The sequence below is a fragment of the Pseudooceanicola antarcticus genome (genome assembly GCF_900215355.1).
Lineage (GTDB): Bacteria > Pseudomonadota > Alphaproteobacteria > Rhodobacterales > Rhodobacteraceae > Pseudooceanicola > Pseudooceanicola antarcticus.
Window position 1 is genome coordinate 1 of record NZ_OBEA01000001.1, and the last position, 17,390, is coordinate 17,390.

General features: G+C 67.0%; 16 protein-coding genes and 1 tRNA gene. 6 read left to right on the top strand and 11 right to left on the bottom strand.

Annotation, left to right across the window (positions count from 1 at the left end; translation table 11 throughout):
* Positions 1 to 366: 366 nt before the first annotated feature.
* From msrQ to CRO50_RS00015, 3 genes are all read right to left on the bottom strand, one after another.
* On the bottom strand, positions 367 to 1,002 hold the full coding sequence (msrQ, locus tag CRO50_RS00005) for a protein-methionine-sulfoxide reductase heme-binding subunit MsrQ (RefSeq protein ID WP_097143831.1): 636 nt from the start codon (positions 1,000 to 1,002) through the stop codon (positions 367 to 369).
* On the bottom strand, positions 1,002 to 1,928 hold the full coding sequence (gene msrP / locus CRO50_RS00010; protein WP_097143832.1) for a protein-methionine-sulfoxide reductase catalytic subunit MsrP: 927 nt from the start codon (positions 1,926 to 1,928) through the stop codon (positions 1,002 to 1,004). The genes msrQ and msrP overlap by 1 nt, the downstream gene beginning before the upstream one ends.
* Before the next feature lie 173 nt (positions 1,929 to 2,101).
* Entirely contained in the window at positions 2,102 to 3,595 is a 1,494-nt protein-coding gene (locus tag CRO50_RS00015; protein ID WP_416061095.1) for an FMN-binding glutamate synthase family protein, read from the bottom strand.
* A 339-nt stretch (positions 3,596 to 3,934) separates the two neighbouring features.
* Here CRO50_RS00015 and CRO50_RS00020 point away from each other — a divergent pair, with 339 nt between their 5' ends.
* Positions 3,935 to 4,483, top strand: a complete 549-nt coding sequence (locus CRO50_RS00020; RefSeq protein WP_157791757.1) for a nucleoside 2-deoxyribosyltransferase — start codon at positions 3,935 to 3,937, stop codon at positions 4,481 to 4,483.
* On the opposite strand, the gene CRO50_RS00025 is transcribed toward CRO50_RS00020, so the two are convergent.
* Positions 4,450 to 4,968, bottom strand: coding sequence for a DUF2867 domain-containing protein (locus tag CRO50_RS00025; RefSeq protein WP_097143835.1), 519 nt, complete (start codon positions 4,966 to 4,968; stop codon positions 4,450 to 4,452). The two genes, CRO50_RS00020 and CRO50_RS00025, sit on opposite strands and share 34 nt — an antisense overlap.
* Positions 4,969 to 5,214: 246 nt before the next feature.
* On the bottom strand, positions 5,215 to 7,836 hold the full coding sequence (clpB, locus tag CRO50_RS00030) for an ATP-dependent chaperone ClpB (RefSeq protein ID WP_097143836.1): 2,622 nt from the start codon (positions 7,834 to 7,836) through the stop codon (positions 5,215 to 5,217).
* Positions 7,837 to 8,032: 196 nt separating this feature from the next.
* On the opposite strand from clpB, the gene CRO50_RS00035 reads away from it, so the two are divergent.
* The gene (locus tag CRO50_RS00035; protein WP_097143837.1) at positions 8,033 to 8,353 is read left to right on the top strand and encodes a hypothetical protein; all 321 of its coding nucleotides are present in this window, start codon (positions 8,033 to 8,035) and stop codon (positions 8,351 to 8,353) included.
* Between the two features lie 163 nt (positions 8,354 to 8,516).
* Positions 8,517 to 9,269 (top strand): orotidine-5'-phosphate decarboxylase, encoded by a 753-nt coding sequence (gene pyrF, locus CRO50_RS00040; protein WP_232617791.1) that lies wholly within the window; start codon positions 8,517 to 8,519, stop codon positions 9,267 to 9,269.
* A gap of 4 nt (positions 9,270 to 9,273) precedes the next feature.
* Here the strand turns inward: pyrF and CRO50_RS00045 are convergent, their stop codons facing one another.
* Positions 9,274 to 9,726 carry an NUDIX domain-containing protein gene (locus CRO50_RS00045; protein ID WP_097143838.1) on the bottom strand — a complete coding sequence of 151 codons (453 nt, stop codon included), beginning with the start codon at positions 9,724 to 9,726 and terminating at the stop codon, positions 9,274 to 9,276.
* 46 nt (positions 9,727 to 9,772) lie between these two features.
* On the opposite strand from CRO50_RS00045, the gene CRO50_RS00050 reads away from it, so the two are divergent.
* Positions 9,773 to 11,038, top strand: coding sequence for a DNA polymerase IV (locus CRO50_RS00050; protein ID WP_097143839.1), 1,266 nt, complete (start codon positions 9,773 to 9,775; stop codon positions 11,036 to 11,038).
* A 217-nt stretch (positions 11,039 to 11,255) separates the two neighbouring features.
* Here CRO50_RS00050 and CRO50_RS00055 read toward each other — a convergent pair whose 3' ends face one another.
* Positions 11,256 to 12,116: an N-formylglutamate amidohydrolase gene (locus CRO50_RS00055; RefSeq protein WP_097143840.1), complete on the bottom strand. Its 861-nt coding sequence runs from the start codon at positions 12,114 to 12,116 to the stop codon at positions 11,256 to 11,258.
* A gap of 182 nt (positions 12,117 to 12,298) precedes the next feature.
* On the opposite strand from CRO50_RS00055, the gene CRO50_RS00060 reads away from it, so the two are divergent.
* Together CRO50_RS00060 and ykgO are read left to right on the top strand one after the other, a co-directional pair.
* A tRNA-Val gene (locus CRO50_RS00060) sits at positions 12,299 to 12,373 on the top strand.
* Between the two features lie 84 nt (positions 12,374 to 12,457).
* Positions 12,458 to 12,583: a type B 50S ribosomal protein L36 gene (gene ykgO / locus CRO50_RS00065; protein ID WP_010141322.1), complete on the top strand. Its 126-nt coding sequence runs from the start codon at positions 12,458 to 12,460 to the stop codon at positions 12,581 to 12,583.
* Positions 12,584 to 12,718: 135 nt separating this feature from the next.
* Here ykgO and CRO50_RS00070 read toward each other — a convergent pair whose 3' ends face one another.
* The 4 genes from CRO50_RS00070 to CRO50_RS00085 all read right to left on the bottom strand — a co-directional run bounded on the left by CRO50_RS00070 (position 12,719) and on the right by CRO50_RS00085 (position 17,388).
* Positions 12,719 to 13,954: a phenylacetate--CoA ligase family protein gene (locus tag CRO50_RS00070; RefSeq protein WP_097143841.1), complete on the bottom strand. Its 1,236-nt coding sequence runs from the start codon at positions 13,952 to 13,954 to the stop codon at positions 12,719 to 12,721.
* 19 nt (positions 13,955 to 13,973) lie between these two features.
* Positions 13,974 to 14,810, bottom strand: coding sequence for an ABC transporter ATP-binding protein (locus CRO50_RS00075; RefSeq protein WP_097143842.1), 837 nt, complete (start codon positions 14,808 to 14,810; stop codon positions 13,974 to 13,976).
* Positions 14,811 to 14,898: 88 nt separating this feature from the next.
* On the bottom strand, positions 14,899 to 16,194 hold the full coding sequence (locus CRO50_RS00080; RefSeq protein ID WP_097143843.1) for an ABC transporter substrate-binding protein: 1,296 nt from the start codon (positions 16,192 to 16,194) through the stop codon (positions 14,899 to 14,901).
* A gap of 117 nt (positions 16,195 to 16,311) precedes the next feature.
* Positions 16,312 to 17,388, bottom strand: a complete 1,077-nt coding sequence (locus tag CRO50_RS00085) for a branched-chain amino acid ABC transporter permease (RefSeq protein ID WP_097143844.1) — start codon at positions 17,386 to 17,388, stop codon at positions 16,312 to 16,314.
* Between the last annotated feature and the right edge of the window lie 2 nt (positions 17,389 to 17,390).

A 17,390-nucleotide genomic window follows, 5' to 3' on the forward strand; every position in this document is an offset into this window, starting at 1 on the left:
TCTGAATTTCTATCACCACCTCAGCTTCAGGTCCTTCAAGCAGCTCCGCCGCCCTCCGTTCCGTCCGCCTCCGTGGCGCCCCGGTGCGCCTCAGCGCCGCCGGTGAAGGGGGTTCTACGGTTAGTGACCCAAACCCGCAAGGGGAAAATCCCGCAACCCGTCACATTTTTTGCATAGAAGCGATTAAGCGAGCAAATACATAGGCTTAACTCGGCAAGATTCCCCGCATCCCGGCAGAAATCCAGGCCCCGAAAGGGGGCCTGGAGGGTGAATCGCAAGTTTTCAGGAGACTCGGATTCGTAATCGGGTAAGCTCCGCCGCTTTCCAGGGCCCTTTTCGGGGTGATTTGCCCGAAATAGACGCGGATCAGCGTCTCTTCTTGGCCAGAATCGGGAATCGCAGGGCCAGCAGCACCAGAATCGCGGCCATGTAGAGAATGGGCTCCAGCTGGAAGCCTTTCACCAGGATGACGAAGTGCAGCGCCCCCAGGATCGCCACCGCGTAGACCAGCTTGTGCAGCTGGCGCCAGCGACGCCCCAGCTTGCGGATCGACCAGGTGTTGGAGGTCAGCGCCAGCGGCACCATCAGCAGCAGGCCCGCCATGCCGATGGTGATATAGGGACGTTTCACGATGTCGGCCCAGACCTGGCTGAGAAACTGCACGTCGTAATACATCCACACCAGCATATGCAGGGTGATATAGAAGAAGGTCAGCAGCCCGAGGGCCCGGCGGAACTTCAGCAGGGAAATCCCGGTCACCGTGCGCAGCGGCGTCACCGTCAGCGTGGCGATGATCAGCCAGAGACCCCAGAGCCCCATCTGGTGCTCCATCTCCTTCACCGGATCGACGCCCAGCCGGTCATTCAGCGCGGCCCAGTAAAGCCAGGCCGGCGGCAGCGCGCCCAGTATGTAGAGAGGCCATGCCGGCAGCTTGCGCAGCACCCGGTTCACCGGGTCCGCGATCGAGCGCTGCACCTGGGTGGGAAGGGCAATCACCGACATCAGTAGTTCGCCTTGAGGTCGAGGCCCTTGTAGAGATGGGCCACCTCTTCACCATAGCCGTTGAACATGTCCGTCTCGCGGCGCGAGCGCAGCCCGCCGCCGATCACCCGTTCCGTGGCCTGGGACCAGCGCGGGTGGCTGACCTCGGGGTTCACGTTGGAATAGAAGCCGTACTCGCGGTGGTTGGCATCCTTCCAGCTGGTGAAGGGCTGCTCTTTCTGCACCGTGATGCGGACGATCGACTTGATCGACTTGAAGCCGTACTTCCACGGCACCACCAGCCGCAGCGGCGCACCGTTCTGGCCCAGCAGGTCGCGGCCATAGACGCCGGTCGCCAGGAGGGTCAGCGGATGCATGGCCTCGTCAAGGCGCAGGCCTTCGCGGTAGGGCCAGTCGAGCACGCGGCGCGAGACGCCGCGCATCTCGTCGGGGCGCAGGGCGGTCTCGAAGGCCACGTACTTGGCACCGGATTGCACGCCCACCTCCTTCAGCAGCGAGGCCAGCTCGAAGCCGTTCCAGGGGATGACCATGGACCAGGCCTCGACGCAGCGCAGGCGGTAGATGCGCTCTTCGATCTGCTTGCCCTTCAGGATGTCTTCCAGCCCGTAGGTGCCGGGCTTGTCGACCATGCCGTCGATGGTCACCGACCAGGGCGCCAGCGTCAGCGCGTCGGCATAGCGGGCCGGGTCTTCCTTGCCGGTGCCGAACTCGTAGTAGTTGTTGTAATTGGTGATGTCCTCGAAGCTGTTCGGCTTCAGGCCCTGCGGCGCGGCTTCGGCCGGGCTGCCGCCCATCGAGCCCAGCCCCAGGCCGGCCAGCCCGAGGCCGGCGACACCGGCGCCCGCGATCAGGTTGCGGCGGTTCAGGTAGACGGACTCGGGCGTCACGTCCTTCTCTGTCAGTTTGCCGTTCCAGTTCCGTCTCATGGCGTGCCTCCTTTCGGCTTCCCCTGAGACACGAGATAGCAAGGCATGTGGTTTCGGCAAAATGATGCCTGGTCACACCTGCGCCATGGGGCTGTAACAATTGCGCCGGTTCCGGGGGCCCGATCAGGCCCCCAAACAGCCCCCAGAACAGGCCTCGGCCTCAGCTGTCGGCCTCAGCTGTCGGGGGCCGAAACCGGCGCCTCGTTGGTCCGGCTCGCCTCGGGCACCTCCGCGCGGGGCTCCGTCGAGGGGCGCAGCTTGCGCAGCACCACCGAATTGCCATCCGCCTGCACCAGCCGCACGTGGCGCCGGCGCATCTGGCGCGGCTCGGCGACGCCCACGGAATGGGCGATCATCTCGACCTCGCTGACCACCGAGCGGGCGTAATTGGCGACACCCTTGTACTTCTTCTGCACCACCAGCCCGCGCTGCAGGTGCGGGTCATGGGTGGTGATGCCCGTGGGACAGGTGTTCTTGTTGCACTTCAGCGCCTGGATGCAGCCCATCGAGAACATGAAGCCCCGCGCCGAGGTGACGAAGTCGGCGCCGGCGCAGATGGCAAAGGCCACGTCCGCCGGGTTCACCAGCTTGCCCGAGGCGATGATGCGGATACGGTCCTTCAGGCCGAAGCGGTCGCGCATGTCGACGATGCGCAGCAGCGCCTCGCGCAGGGGCATGCCGACCAGGTCCATCAGCGGCATCGGCGCCGCGCCGGTGCCACCCTCTCCGCCGTCGATGGTGATGAAATCGGGCGCGCTCTCGGGGCCGCGGGCGAGGATCATCTCGAAGAGCTCCTCGTAGGCATCGGACGAGCCGATCACCGTCTTGAAACCGACGGGCTTGCCGGTGACATCGCGGAGATGCGCGATCATGTCCAGCAGGTCGCCGAAGTCGTCGATCTCGCGGTGACGGTTCGGGCTGATCGCGGGCTTGCCCATGGGCACGCCGCGAATGGAGGCGACCTCTTCATCGACCTTGGCGGCGGGCAGGATGCCGCCCTTGCCGGGCTTGGCGCCCTGCGCCAGCTTCAGCTCGAACATCTTCACCTGGGGCTTGGCCGCCACGGCGCGCAACTTCTCCTCGCTGAGGTTGCCGTCATGGTCGCGGACGCCGAACTTGGCGGTGCCGATCTGATAGACCAGGTCCGCGTCCCCCTCCAGGTGATAGGGCGACATGCCGCCCTCGCCGGTGTTCAGCCAGATGCCGGCCTCCTTCGCCCCCATCGACAGGGCCTCGACCGCCGGGCGCGACAGGGCACCATAGGACATGCCCGAGATATTGAAGATCGAGGGCGCATTGTAGGGATGGCGCGCATGGGGGCCGATGACCATCGGCTTGGTGGCGGCGAACTGGTCATCCAGCGGCGGGAAGACCGCGTTGACGAAGATCGGCGTGCCGGGGATCGACAGGTTCCGGGTCGAGCCGAAGGCCAGCGTGTTCCCCTTGCCCTTGGCCGAGTGATAGACCCAGTCGCGCTGCGCCCGGTTGAAGGGCAACTCCTCGCGGTCCATGGCGAAGAAATACTGGCGGAAGAACTCGCCCAGCTTGGTGAAGACCCCCCGGAAGCGCCCGATCACCGGGTAATTGCGCCGGATGGCGTCCTCGCGCTGGCTCAGGTCCAGAAGGAACATCACCAGCACGGCCAGCATGCCAAGGCCGATGGCCATGACGAAGATGAAGACAAGCCATTCGACGATGGGCGCGATGAAATCCATTGGGGTCTTCTCTCCTGCCAGAGCTGCTGCCTGCACCTTGGCGAAGCTGCCAGCCAGCCGCAACCCACCCTTCGCGGTCTCGCCCCGGTTCTCTGCCATGCGAGGGCCGCACCCCCTCCCCCGGCCACCGTGGGCCAGACGATCTCCGGCCGCCTGACTGATGCGCAGACCCGAATGCGCATCACCAGGCTGGAAATACTCCGGGGGGAGGCTCCGCAGGAGACGGGGGGCAGAGCCCCCCCTTGCCCCGCCCCCCGCGGCGCGGCAGGAAGGGCGAAAAAGGACCTCAAGATGCGCGTTTACCTGGCCGGCCCCGATGTCTTCCACCCCGAAGCCCTGGCGCTCGGAGAAAAGAAGAAGCAGATCTGCCGCGAGCTGGGGCTGGCCCCCGTCTTCCCGCTGGACGAGTTCGTCCCGCCCGAAGGCCGCAGCCCCGCCGAGCACGGGCTGGCGATCGCCGAGAAGGACTTCCGCCTGGCTCGCTCCTGCATGGCGGCGCTGGTCAACCTGACGCCCTTCCACGGCCCCTCGATGGATGTCGGCACCGCGGTGGAGCTGGGCTTCATGGTGGCGCTCGGGCACCGGCTGGTCGGCTATTCCACCGACCCGCGCCCCTTCGGCGCCCGCATCGCCGAGACCTACGGCACGATTCCCGGAGAGCGCCGCCCCACCACCCCGGACGGCTATTCCATCGAGCCCTTCGGCCTGACCGACAACCTGATGGTGGATGGCGCGATCCGCGACGGCGGCGGAAGGGTCTTCCTGCCCGACACCCCCCTGCCCTTCGAGGACCTGACGGTCTTCCGTCAGGCGGCCCGGTCCCTCGCCGCCAGCGCCTGAGGCAGCCGGCGCAGCATCAGCACCACGATGACCCGATGCGCCAGGCCGACCGGCAGCATGTAGAGACGGCCAAAGACATTGTGCACCCGGACGGAAGAGGTGACGGTCACGACCGGCCCCGTCCCGGCCCCCGGCTCCAGCGAGAGGCAGGTCATCACGTCCAGGTGCCTGTCGCGCTCGGTCAGCACCAGCAGATCGGGGCGCACTTCTTCCACCAGGAAGAAGTCCAGGTGATCTCCCGCCGCGACCTGGTCCACGCGGGCGCCGCTGAAACCGCCGATCCGCCTGACCCCGAAGCAGGCCGAGATCGCATCGCGAAGACGGAAGGCCGGGGCCATGCCCGGCAGCGGCTTCGCCATCATTGCGGTCCAGACCTCCAGCGCGGTCAGCGGCGCGGTGCCCTTCGGCAGGGCACGGCTGCGGTGATCCAGGTAGTTCAGCGCACCACGGGGGGCGACCAGCGGGACATCGGCAATGGCGACCATGGCTCTCTCCTCATACTGACGCGAGCAAAGCGCAGATCGGCGGGAAGCGCCCCGCGACAGATCGCCCCCAGGCACCGGGCGGGAAGGCGGGTTGCCCCCCTACGGCCGGGGCGCGCGGCGGGCTCTCCCTTCAGAGGTGGGAGGGCAGCCATCAGGGGGCATCCATCAGCGGGCAGCCAATCCACCGTCCCGACACGAAAAGGGCGGCCCCGCAGGACCGCCCCTCTCTACTATATACGACCTCGCTCAGTGCAGCGTGGCTTCCTCCGGCGCATCGCGCCCCGAAGTGCCAAGCCGGTCGCCGATCACCAGGCCTTCCGGCCCCGCGGTCACCGGCACCACCTGGCCGTCGCGGATCTCGCCGCCGAGGATCGCCTCGGCCAGCGGGTCCTGCAGGGCGCGCTGGATCACCCGCTTCAGCGGACGCGCCCCGAAGACCGGGTCGTAGCCCTCTTCGGCCAGCCACTTGCGGGCCTCCTCGTCCAGCTCCAGCCGGATCTTGCGACCGGCCAGGCGCTTCTCGAGGCGCCCCAGCTGGATCTCGACGATCCCGCCCATGTCGGCGCGGCCCAGGCGGTCGAAGACGATGATCTCGTCCAGACGGTTGAGGAACTCGGGGCGGAAGTGCGCCCGCACCGCGTCCATCACGTTGCGCTTGGCCTCGGAGGCATCGCCGCCATCCGGCAGCTGGCTCAGCGCCTGGGCACCAAGGTTCGAGGTCAGCACGATCAGCGTCTGCTTGAAATCGACCCTGCGGCCCTGGCCATCGGTCAGCACACCATCGTCCAGCACCTGCAACAGCACGTTGAAGACATCCGGATGCGCCTTCTCGACCTCGTCGAAGAGCACCACCTGGTAAGGGCGCCGGCGCACGGCCTCGGTCAGCACGCCGCCCTCGTCATAACCGACATAGCCCGGAGGGGCGCCGATCAGACGGGCGACCGAGTGCTTCTCCATGAACTCCGACATGTCGATCCGCACCATGGCGTTGTCGTCGTCGAAAAGGAACTCGGCCACGGCCTTGGTCAGCTCGGTCTTGCCGACGCCGGTCGGGCCGAGGAACAGGAAGCTGCCCAGGGGCCGCCCCTCGTCGTTCAGCCCGGCACGCGCCCGGCGCACCGCGTTGGCCACGGCGCGGACAGCGGCGTTCTGGCCGATGACCCGCTTGTGCAGACCATCTTCCATGCGCAGCAGCTTCTCGCGCTCGCCCTCCAGCATCTTCGCCGTCGGGATGCCGGTCCAGCGCTCCACGACCTGGGCAATCTGCTCGGGCCGCACGGCCTCTTCGACCATGACGCCGCCTTCGGCCTCGGCCGCCTCGGCCTCGCCCAGCTGCTTTTCAAGCTGCGGGATGATGCCATAGGCCAGCTCTCCGGCCTTCCCGAGGTCGCCCTGGCGCTTGGCGATGTCCAGATCGGCGCGGGCGCGGTCCAGCTGTTCCTTCAGCTCACGCGCACCGGCCAGCTTGTCACGCTCCGCCTGCCAGCGGGCGGTCATCGCGTCGGCCTTCTCCTGCAGGTCGCCCAGTTCCTTCTCGAGCGTCTCGAGCCGGTCCACCGAAGCGGCGTCGTCTTCCTTCTTCAGCGCCTCGGCCTCGATCTGCATCTGCAGGATCTGGCGGTCGAGCTGATCCAGCTCCTCGGGTTTGCTGTCCACTTCCATACGCAGACGGCTTGCGGCCTCGTCCACAAGGTCGATGGCCTTGTCGGGCAGGAAGCGGTCGGTGATGTAGCGGTTCGACAGGGTCGCCGCCGCGACAAGGGCGCTGTCCGAGATCCGCACCCCGTGGTGCAGCTCGTACTTCTCCTTGATGCCGCGCAGGATCGAAATCGTGTCCTCGACCGAGGGCTCGGCCACCATCACCGGCTGGAAACGACGGGCCAGAGCCGCGTCCTTCTCGACGTACTTGCGGTATTCGTCCAGCGTCGTGGCACCGATGCAATGCAGCTCGCCGCGCGCCAGCGCGGGCTTGATCAGGTTGGCCGCATCCATGGCGCCATCGGTCTTGCCGGCGCCGACCAGGGTATGCATCTCGTCGATGAAGAGGATGATCTCCCCCGCAGCGGTCTCGATCTCGGACAGGATGGACTTCAGCCGCTCCTCGAACTCGCCACGATATTTCGCACCGGCGATCAGCGCGCCCATGTCCAGCGCCAGAAGACGCTTGTTCTTCAGGCTCTCGGGCACGTCGCCGTTGATGATGCGCAGGGCCAGACCTTCCGCGATGGCGGTCTTGCCCGTACCGGGCTCACCGATCAGCACCGGGTTGTTCTTGGTCCGGCGGGACAGCACCTGCATGGCGCGGCGGATCTCGTCATCGCGGCCGATGATCGGGTCGATCTTGCCCTCTTCGGCGGCGGCGGTCAGATCGCGGGCGTATTTCTCAAGCGCCTCGAAGGTATCCTCGGCGCTGGCGGTATCGGCGGTGCGCCCCTTGCGGATCTCGTTGATCGCGGCGTTCAGCTTCTGTGCAGACACGCCGCCGGCCTCCAGCGCGGTCTTGGCACCGGATTTCACCAGCGCGAGCGCGGTCAGCAGCCGTTCCACCGGAACGAAGCTGTCGCGGGCCTGCTTGGCCACCTTCTCGGCCTCGGTCAGAACCTTGACCGTGGCGGTATCCATGTAGATCTGGCCGGTATCGCCGCTGACTTCGGGGATCTTGCCGAGCGCCAGGTCACAGGCCTGGGTCACCGCTTGCGGCTCTCCGCCTGCCTTGCGGATCAGGTTGGCCGCCAGGCCTTCCTCGTCATCCAGCAGGGCTTTCAGGATATGGTCGGGAACCAGGCGCTGGTGGCCTTCCCGGATGGCAATCGTCTGGGCCGCCTGGATGAAACCGCGCGACCTCTCCGTGAACTTCGACAAGTCCATGGCATTTCTCCTTTTCTCGAAGCGTCCCCATCTTTGGCCACCCTCTTCGAGGCATGGCCGCTTCGGGACCTCACGATAATGAGATGGGGGGCCGCATCGGCGGGTTCAAGCCGCTTCCGAGCGAAAACCGGAACCCGGAGCCGGGGCCAGCGGTTTATTCCCCAAGACAGCGCAACCAGCCGGGAAGGAGGTCCCCATGACCCGGAACGCCGCTCCTGACTACCTGACCCGTATCGCACGGGTTCGCTACAACCCCGCCGAACGGGCCTTCGAGGCCGCCGTCATGCTGCATGACGCCGGCGAGGTCTTCACCTACCCCATCTCGCTCCGCGCGCCGCTGGACATGGAATATGACGCCGTGACCCGCGCGCTTTCGGAACTGGCCTGCCGCCGCCACGCCCGTGGCACGGAGACCCTGCGCGCCCGCCGCGAAGAGGCCATGCTCGAACACCTGCCGCTGCGGGTGCAACAGGCCACCTCGGCGCTCTGGGAACGCATCCTGGGCCGCGCCGCCTGAGCGGCCCAGCGTCGGCCCCTAGCCGGCCCTGGGCCGGCACCACCCCCGGCATGCGCCGCAAGGTGACCGGGCTGCGCCCAGGCCCAGAGCCCGGTTGCGCCCCGGTTGCGCCTTGACCTGAAGGGCCAAAAGGCGGAAGAGGTCGAAAATCCGGAGAGACCTCATGCCTGAAGCCCGCCCGATGCCCAACTCCCAATCGCCCGCAGATGACCGCCTGATCGTCGCCCTCGACGTGCCCGATGCCCTCTCGGGGCTGAAGCTGGCCGAAGAGATCGGCGACGCTGTCTCTTTCTACAAGATCGGACTCGGCATGCTCACGGGGGGCGGCATGGCGCTGGCCAACGAGCTGAAGCAGGAACACGGCAAGCGTATCTTCCTGGACATGAAGCTCTTCGACATCGGCCAGACGGTCGAGAACGCGGTGAAGGGCATTGCCCAGTTCGACCTCGACTTCCTGACCGTGCATGGCGACCCCCACGTGGTGCGCGCCGCCAAGCAGGGCGCCTCGGGCAAGGATCTGCAAATCCTCGCCGTCACCATCCTGACCTCGCTGGAACGTGGCGATCTCGATGACGGGCTGATCCAGCCCGGCGATGTCTCCGAGATCGTGGTCGAGCGCGCCGCCCGCGCCTTCGAGGCCGGTGCCGATGGCATCATCTGCTCTCCGAACGAAGCCGCAGCCATCCGGGCCCTGCCCAATGCCGACGGTCGCCTGATCGTCACGCCCGGTGTCCGCCCCGCCGGTGCCGAGAGCGATGACCAGAAGCGTATCGCCACCCCTGCCGCCGCCGTCGCTGCCGGGGCCGATCACGTGGTGGTCGGTCGCCCGATCTGGCGCGCCGAGGACCCCCGCGCCGCCGCCCGCTCCGTGGTGGCCGAGCTGCGCTCGCCCCAGGCCGCGCACCCGAACCGCTGAAACCTCAGCCCTGCCTGCGCAGGTAATCCGCGAGCCGCCCCGCGAGGGGCGGTATCCGCAGCGGATGTGCCAGGTAGGCCTCGGGCGTCATCAGCGCCCAGCCCTGCCCCTCGTCCCCCAACCGGATCTCCGGGACGCGCTCCGGCGCGAGGCGGGCGGCGAAATACCAGACCTCCAGGCCTGTCTTCTCCAGGTAGGGGCGGGCGTAGTGGAAATCCTCGGGCGAAAGCGCGAGCGAGAGCTCCTCGCGGGCCTCGCGGATCACGCATTCCAGCGGCGATTCCCCCGGATCGCGGCCGCCGCCGGGCATGTCCCAGAGGCCGGGAAAGGGGATCGTCGGGATATCGTCGCGCTGCAGCACCGCGATCTGCGCCCCGAGGAAAAGCGCCGCCTTGGCGCCGTCGAAGACGCGCCGCCGGTCCCTTGCCCCTGCGGGGATTCCTGTTTCGTTCGCCATGGGGCGGGTATATCATCGAAGCCCAATCAGGCCATCGGATAATGCCATGGACGCCCTCTGCCGCGACTGCCTGACCGCCTTCACCGCCGATCCGGCGGGCGCTCTGCGCTGCCCGGCCTGTCGCTCTCCGCGCTGCGTGGCCCACGCCGAGCTGATGTCGCTGTCGATTGCCCATATGGATTGCGACGCCTTCTATGCCTCGGTCGAAAAACGCGACGACCCCTCGCTGGCGGGCAAGCCGGTGATCATCGGCGGCGGGCGGCGCGGCGTGGTCTCGACCGCCTGCTACGTGGCCCGCATCCGCGGCGTGCGCTCGGCCATGCCGATGTTCCAGGCGCTGAAGCTCTGCCCCGAGGCGGTGGTGATCCGCCCCCGGATGGAACGCTACGTGGAAGCCTCCCGCGCCATCCGCGCCATGATGGAAGAGCTGACCCCCGCCATCGAACCCCTGTCGCTGGACGAGGCCTTCCTCGATCTGACCGGCACCGCCCGGCTGCACGGCAAACCCCCGGCGCTGCTGCTGGCCGGGCTCATCCGGCGGATGCGCGACGAGCTGGGGCTGACCGGCTCGGTCGGTCTCAGCCACAACAAGTTCCTGGCCAAGATCGCTTCGGATCTCGACAAGCCGCATGGCTTCGCGGTGATCGGCGCCGCCGAGACGATGGACTTCCTGGCCCCGAAGCCCGTCAGCATGATCTGGGGGGTGGGTGCCGCGGGCCAGGCCTCGCTGGACCGGGCCGGCATCCATACCTTCGCCGACCTGCGCAGGTGGGAACAGACGGACCTGGTGGCCCGCTTCGGCTCCATGGGGACGCGGCTCTACCACCTGTCGCGCGGTCAGGACCATCGCCGGGTCTCGGCCCATGCGCCGATGAAATCGGTCTCGAACGAGACCACCTTCTTCGAGGACACCGCCGACCCCGAGCTGCTGGACGGTCATCTCTGGCGCCTGTCCGAGAAGGTCTCGGACAGGCTGAAGGCAAAGGAGATCGCCGGGCGCACCGTCGTGCTGAAGCTGAAGCGGGCGGATCACTCGACCCTGACCCGACGGCTCTCGCTGCGCGAGCCCAGCCAGCTGGCCGACCGCATCTACCGCGAGGCGCGCGGGCTTTTCGACAAGCTCGAGGATCGCGGCCCCTTCCGGCTGATCGGCGTCGGCGTCACCGACCTCGGCCCGGCGGGCGGCGCGGATCTGTCGGGCGATCTGCTGGACCCGGATGCGCACCGCCGCTCCGCCGCCGAGCGCGCCTCGGACCGTATCCGCGAGAGGTTCGGCAAGGACGCGATCCGCAAGGGCCGGGCCCTGCGCTAGCCGAAAGCCCGGAGGGGGGCCTTGCCCCCCGCTGCGCTCCCCCCAGAGTATTTCCAGCCTGGTGATGAGGCAGGTTGCGCCCTTCAGGGCGGCCTACGTCTGACCGAAGGGCTTGGACGCTCTCAATGGAGAAGGAGAGAGCCTTTCCGGGCAATGTCCCGCTGCATCACCAGGCTGGAAATACTCCCGCCGGAGGCATCGCCCCGCAGGGGCAGCCTCATTCTGCCGCCAGGGGCAGGCCGGTCCGTCCGATGGCGGCGATCTCGCCCACGACGCCCCGGATCAGCGCCGCGAAGTCGCCGAAGTCGGCGCGCGGCTCGATGCGGGCTTCGTCCATGTAGAGCGACCGGTCGATCTCGACCTGCACCGCATGCTGGCGGCGCGCGGGGCGGCCGTAGTGCTGGGTCACATAGGCGCCCGCGAAAGGCGCGTTGCGGATCACCGAGAGACCGGCACGGCTGAAGGCCTCTTCGATCCGGTCCACCAGCTGGCCTTCCGCCGAGGCGCCGAAGCGATCTCCGATCACCACGTCGGGGCGGCGCGGCGAATTGCGGCGCACCGAATCAAGCGCCTCATGCGGCATGGAGTGGCAATCAACGAGAATCGCCTCGCCGAAGGCGCGGTGCGATTCGGCCAGCAAGCCGCGCAGGGCGGTGTGATAGGGGTGCCAGACACGTTCCAGCCGGGCTTCCGCCTCGGGCAGCGGCAGTTTCCCCTGGTAGATCGGACGCCCACCGGCAACGACGCGGGGAATCACCCCCAGGCCGGAGGCCACGCGGGGGTTGTGGCCGCGACGGCGCACCCCTTCGATCACCGCCGGGTCAAGCTCATCCGCGGCGCGGTTGAGATCCACGTAGGCACGGGGCATACGGGCGCACAGCAGAGGCGCGCCCAGCTCGGGCACCGAGGCGAAAAGCCTGTCGATAAAGGCATCTTCCGAGGATCGGATCTGCATTTCATCAAGCTGCGTACGGCGCATCAGGTCATCGGGGTAATCGCAGCCGGAATGCGGAGAGGCGAAAACCACGCTCGTACCAAGCGTTTCAGGCCGATAAATATCGAAGGCGCTGCTCGTCATGCTGTCTCCACCGGAACCGCAATCGAGTGTAGCGCAAAAAAGGATTGCCAAAAGCCCCTTGATCCCCCCGACGACTCCTTTTATAGGACGCGAACCGGCGCGGTTATCCGCGCTTCTTTAGTCTCAGGACGGCACCTTCGGGGATGTCTTGAAGCGAAAGAAGCAAGGAATTCCAAGCCAGTGGGCGATTAGCTCAGCGGTAGAGCACTTCGTTGACATCGAAGGGGTCACAAGTTCGATCCTTGTATCGCCCACCATCTAATTCACCGGGTTCGGGACCTCAGCGTCCCGTTCCCAGCACGAAACTGGCGCTTGCCGCGCCGCGACATGAGGAGATGAACATGAAAGTTCGTAACTCGCTCCGCTCGCTGAAGCAGCGCCACCGCGATTGCCGCGTCGTGCGCCGCAAGGGCCGCGTCTATGTTATCAACAAGACGCAGCGTCGCTTCAAAGCCCGTCAGGGCTAATCGAAGCACCCGAGCTTACCAGATCAAGGGTCGCGTTTCGCGGCCCTTTTTCTTTGCCCGCAGCTTTTCCCCCAGACGAGCGGCCCCCCGCCCCCGTCCACCGGGCCCCGCAGACGCCGGGCCCGGATGCGGGCGTCAGTCGTACTTGCGCCGATCCTCGATCACCAGCCCGTCGTTGGGCAGGCTGCCCGGTGCGACGACCTCGATCTCGGCCTTCAGCTTCATCACCTCGCTGACAGAGCGGCCATAGCCCTCGGCATCGCCGCCGGGGCTCTCCACCTGCACCAGCATCCGGTCGGCCTCGCCCTCGCGCAGCGCGACGACGCGGGCGCGGGTGATCTCGTCGTGGCGCGCCACGAAGCTGGCGACCTGTTCGGGGCGCACGAACATGCCCTTGATCTTGGTGGTCTGGTCGGCCCGACCCATCCAGCCCTTGATGCGCAGGTTGGTGCGCCCGCAGGGGCTGGTGCCCGGCATCAGCGCCGAGAGATCGCCGGTGGCGAATCGGATCAGCGGATAGTCGGGGTTCAGCGTGGTCACCACCACCTCGCCCACCTCGCCCGGTGCCACCGGGGTGCCGGTGCCGGGGGTGACGATCTCGACCAGGACACCCTCGTCTATGATCATTCCCTCCATCGCCGCGCTCTCGTAGGCGATATTGCCCAGGTCGGCGGTGGCATAGCATTGCAGGCAGGCGATGCCGCGTTCGGCGTATTCGGCGCGCAGGCTGGGGAAAAGCGCCCCGCCCCCGACCGCCGCCCTGGTGATCTGCAACTCCAGCCCATCGGCCTCGGCGCGATCCAGGATCACCTTCAGGTAATCCGGTGTGCCGGCATAGGCGGTGACGCCAAGATCATGGGCCGCACGCGCCTGCAGCTCGGTCTGCCCGGTGCCGGCGGGCAGCACCGAGGCGCCGACGGTACGGGCGCCGTTCTCGAAGATCATACCGGCGGGCGTCAGGTGGTACGAGAAACAATTCTGCACCACGTCGCCGCGCCCGATTCCCGCCGCATGCAGGAAGCGCCCCATGCGCCACCAGTCATGGCCCGCCCCACCCGGCTCGTAGATCGGGCCGGGGCTCTGGAACAGGTGGGCGTAGCTCTGCGGTGGCAGCGCCGAGAGCCCGCCAAGCGGCGTGCCGGGGCGCTGCAGGGCCACCAGGTCGCTCTTGCGCAGCACCGGTAGCGCCGCCAGATCGGCCAGCGAGCGCACCTGCTCCGGCTCCACCTGGCCCAGGGTCCGGGCATAGCCGGGCAGCGCAGCGGCCGCGGCGATCTGCCGGGGCAACTGCCGGGCGATGGCGGCTTCGCGTTCGTCGGGACTGCGGGTCTCCAGCGCGTCGAAGTGACTGGAGCGGGCATGGCTGGACATCTCTTCCTCCCTCAAGATCTCAGCTGAGCCAGCGCTTGCGGCGCCGGTAGGACCGCACGTCGCGGAAGGACTTCCGGCCTTCCTCGGACATGCCCAGGTAGAATTCCTTCACGTCGGGGTTCTCGCGCAGGGCGGCGGCTGCGCCGTCCATCACCACGCGCCCCGATTCCAGGATGTAGCCGTAATGGGCAAAGCGCAGGGCCACGTTGGTGTTCTGCTCGGCGAGCAGGAAGGTCGCCCCCTGCTCTTCGTTCAGGCTTTTGACGATGCCGAAGATCTCTTCCACCAGCTGCGGCGCAAGGCCCATGCTGGGCTCGTCCAGCAGGATCATCTCGGGGCGCGACATCAGTGCGCGACCGATGGCGATCATCTGCTGCTCGCCGCCCGAGGTATAGCCCGCCTGGCTCTTGCGCCGCACCTTGAGGCGGGGGAAGTAGCTGTAGACCAGCTCCAGATCGGCCTCGATCTGGCCCTTGCCCGAGCGCGTATAGGCGCCGGTCAGCAGGTTCTCTTCCACCGTCAGATGCTCGAAGCAGTGGCGGCCCTCCATCACCTGGATGACGCCTGACTTGACCAGGCTGGCCGGGTCCAGGTCCTGGATGCGGCTTCCGCGATAGAGGATCGAGCCCTTGGTGACCTCGCCGCGCTCGCTGTGCAGCAGGTTCGAGATGGCTTTCAGCGTGGTGGTCTTGCCCGCCCCGTTGCCGCCCAGCAGCGCGGTGATGCCGCCCTTGGGCACGGAAAGGCTGACCCCCTTCAGCACGAGGATCACGTGGTTGTAGATCACCTCGATATTGTTGACCTCCAGAAGGGTCTCGGCGGTCACGGCGCTTTTCTGCGATGCACTGTCCAGCATGGGCCCCTCTCTTTCGACGGCCAGGAATACTCAAACTCTCCGCCCGTGGCGGATGCCGGCCCCCGAAGATCCGGGGACCGGCGCAGGCTCAGTTGCAGCCCGGCGTGATGCCGTTCTCTTCGGCGAAGGCGGTGCTGTCGGCGATGATCAGCGGCCGCAGAACCTCTTCGTCGGCGGGGCCATAGTCACTGATCAGCGACCATTCCTTGGCGCCCGCATCCCACTGCGCCACGGCGCCCAGCCCGTCACCGCCGTGGTTCGAGCAGGTGACCGAGAAGGTCGGACCGAAGTTCGGCAGGCCGAGACCGGCCATCTTCTCTTCGGTCATCTCCAGCGCCTCCATGCCGTCGCGCATCATCGCGGGGGTGATGTCGGCGGTTCCGTGGATCTCCTGCGCCGTACGGGCGGCCTCTGTGGCCAGCATCGCCGCGTACATGCCGCGGTTGTAAAGCGCCGTGCCCAGCTGATCGCCGGCACCCGCCGCCTTGCCCGCGTCGACGACGTAGCTCTGCAGATCGTCATAGACCGGGTAGTCGTCGCCCAGGTTGTGGAAGGTCAGCGCCTTGTAGCCATCGGCGCCATCCCCGGCGGGCAGCACGTCATTTTCCGAGCCCGACCACCAGATGCCGATGAAGTTCTCCATCGGATAGCGGATGTTGACGGCTTCCTGGATGGCGACCTGGTTCATCACGCCCCAGCCCCACATGATCACGTTGTCAGGCTTCTGACGGCGGATCTGCAGCCACTGGCTCTTCTGCTCCTGGCCGGGGTGATCCACGGGCAGCAGCATCAGCTCGTAGCCATGCTTGGCCGACAGCTCTTCCAGGGTACGGATCGGCTCCTTGCCGTAGGCGGAGTTGTGATAGACCAGCGCGATCTTCTTGCCCGAGATGTCGCCATCGTTCTCGGCCAGGATGTGGTTGATCGCATGGCTGGCGCCATCCCAGTAGTTGGCGGGATAGTTGAAGACCCAGCGGAAGACCTCGCCGTTCTTGGCCGAGGTCCGGCCATAGCCCATCGAATGCACCGGGATGCCGTCAGCGGTGGCCTTGGGAATCAGCTGGTAGGTGATGCCGGTCGACAGCGGCTGGTACAGCAGCGCGCCTTCGCCCTTGGTGGCCTCGTAGCACTCCACGCCCTTCTCGGTGTTGTAGCCGGTTTCGCATTCCAGCACCTCGATCGCCACGCCGCCGATACCGCCGTCACGTTCGTTCAGCAGCGTCATGTAATCCTGGTAGCCGTCCGAGAACGGAATACCGTTGGCCGCATAGGGGCCGGTGCGATAGCTCAGATCCGGGAACACCAGATCCGCCGCGGCGGGGCCTGCCAGCAGGCAAGCCGATACCAGGGCCGCGCCCGCGGCCTTCAGTCTGTTCGTCGCCATCCTTATCTCCTCCCTTGGGTTTGGACGGTCCGTGCCGGGGCTCCTCTTCCCCGGATGCAGGGCCCTATCGGGTCCTGCGGGCGGCCGGGCTCCTCTTCCCTGCCGCGTGGTCCCTCCCTAGTGGGGGAAGGGCCAAAGTCTGAGTTTCTCTTTCCCGACGCGCCAGAGCTGCGCCAGCCCGTGCGGCTCGGCCACCAGGAAGGTGACGATCAGCCCGCCGACGATCATGAATTCAAGATGTGCCGCCAGGTCCGTGGGCCAGCCGAAGCCGCCGACCAGCAGGTTCTTCAAGAGCACCGGCAGCAGCACCAGGAAGGCCGCGCCCATCAGGCTGCCGGCGATCCGGCCCAGCCCGCCGATGATGATCATGAAGAGCACCAGGAAGCTCTTGTTGATGCCGAAGGCCTCGCCCACCTCGACCGCACCGAGATAGACCGCGAAGAACAGCGACCCCGAGATGCCGATGAAGAACGAGCTCACGGCAAAGGCGGTCAGCTTGGCCTTCAGCGGGTTCACCCCGATGATCTCGGCGGCGATATCCATGTCGCGGATCGCCATCCAGCTGCGCCCCAGCGTGCCCCGCGTCAGGTTCCGCGCCACCAGGGCGCAGAAAAGCAGGAAGAGCAGGCAGAAGAGATAGGTCACCCAGGCCTCGGCATTGGGGCCGGTCACCGCCTGGCCCAGCACGCCGCGTTCCGGCGCGCTGATCTGGCCCGAGGCCGAATTGTTGTAGAACCAGGGCACCCGGTTGAACAGCCAGACCAGGAAGAACTGCGCCGCCAGCGTCGCCACGGCCAGGTAGAAACCCTTGATCCGCAGGGACGGCAGGCCGAAGAGCACGCCCACCCCGGCGGTGATCCCACCCGCCAGCAGGACGTGCACGATGATCGAGACCTCGGGGAAGGCGGTCATCAGCTTGTAGGTCGCATAGGCGCCCACGGCCATGAAACCGCCGGTGCCCAGGCTGACCTGGCCGCAATAGCCCACCAGGATGTTCAGCCCGATGGCGGCAATGGCATAGATCAGGAAGGGCAGCGCCACCGCGTTGGCCCAGTAATCGTTGATCACGAAGGGCACCACCAGCAGCGCCAGCACCAGCGCCACCTGAACCGCGATCCGGTCGAAGCGGATCGGGAAGCTCTGGTTGTCTTCCCTGTAGCTTGTCTTGAAATCTCCGGCCTCGCGGTAAAGCATGT

Excerpts from the sequence above, each read along its gene's own strand:
- msrQ (WP_097143831.1), bottom strand. The coding sequence starts at position 1,002 with ATGTCGGTGATTGCCCTTCCCACCCAGGTGCAGCGCTCGATCGCGGAC.
- msrP (WP_097143832.1), bottom strand. The coding sequence starts at position 1,928 with ATGAGACGGAACTGGAACGGCAAACTGACAGAGAAGGACGTGACGCCC.
- CRO50_RS00015 (WP_416061095.1), bottom strand. The coding sequence starts at position 3,595 with ATGGCCATCGGCCTTGGCATGCTGGCCGTGCTGGTGATGTTCCTTCTG.
- CRO50_RS00020 (WP_157791757.1), top strand. The coding sequence starts at position 3,935 with ATGCGCGTTTACCTGGCCGGCCCCGATGTCTTCCACCCCGAAGCCCTG.
- CRO50_RS00025 (WP_097143835.1), bottom strand. The coding sequence starts at position 4,968 with ATGGTCGCCATTGCCGATGTCCCGCTGGTCGCCCCCCGTGGTGCGCTG.
- clpB (WP_097143836.1), bottom strand. The coding sequence starts at position 7,836 with ATGGACTTGTCGAAGTTCACGGAGAGGTCGCGCGGTTTCATCCAGGCG.
- CRO50_RS00035 (WP_097143837.1), top strand. The coding sequence starts at position 8,033 with ATGACCCGGAACGCCGCTCCTGACTACCTGACCCGTATCGCACGGGTT.
- pyrF (WP_232617791.1), top strand. The coding sequence starts at position 8,517 with ATGCCTGAAGCCCGCCCGATGCCCAACTCCCAATCGCCCGCAGATGAC.
- CRO50_RS00045 (WP_097143838.1), bottom strand. The coding sequence starts at position 9,726 with ATGGCGAACGAAACAGGAATCCCCGCAGGGGCAAGGGACCGGCGGCGC.
- CRO50_RS00050 (WP_097143839.1), top strand. The coding sequence starts at position 9,773 with ATGGACGCCCTCTGCCGCGACTGCCTGACCGCCTTCACCGCCGATCCG.
- CRO50_RS00055 (WP_097143840.1), bottom strand. The coding sequence starts at position 12,116 with ATGACGAGCAGCGCCTTCGATATTTATCGGCCTGAAACGCTTGGTACG.
- ykgO (WP_010141322.1), top strand. The coding sequence starts at position 12,458 with ATGAAAGTTCGTAACTCGCTCCGCTCGCTGAAGCAGCGCCACCGCGAT.
- CRO50_RS00070 (WP_097143841.1), bottom strand. The coding sequence starts at position 13,954 with ATGTCCAGCCATGCCCGCTCCAGTCACTTCGACGCGCTGGAGACCCGC.
- CRO50_RS00075 (WP_097143842.1), bottom strand. The coding sequence starts at position 14,810 with ATGCTGGACAGTGCATCGCAGAAAAGCGCCGTGACCGCCGAGACCCTT.
- CRO50_RS00080 (WP_097143843.1), bottom strand. The coding sequence starts at position 16,194 with ATGGCGACGAACAGACTGAAGGCCGCGGGCGCGGCCCTGGTATCGGCT.
- CRO50_RS00085 (WP_097143844.1), bottom strand. The coding sequence starts at position 17,388 with ATGCTTTACCGCGAGGCCGGAGATTTCAAGACAAGCTACAGGGAAGAC.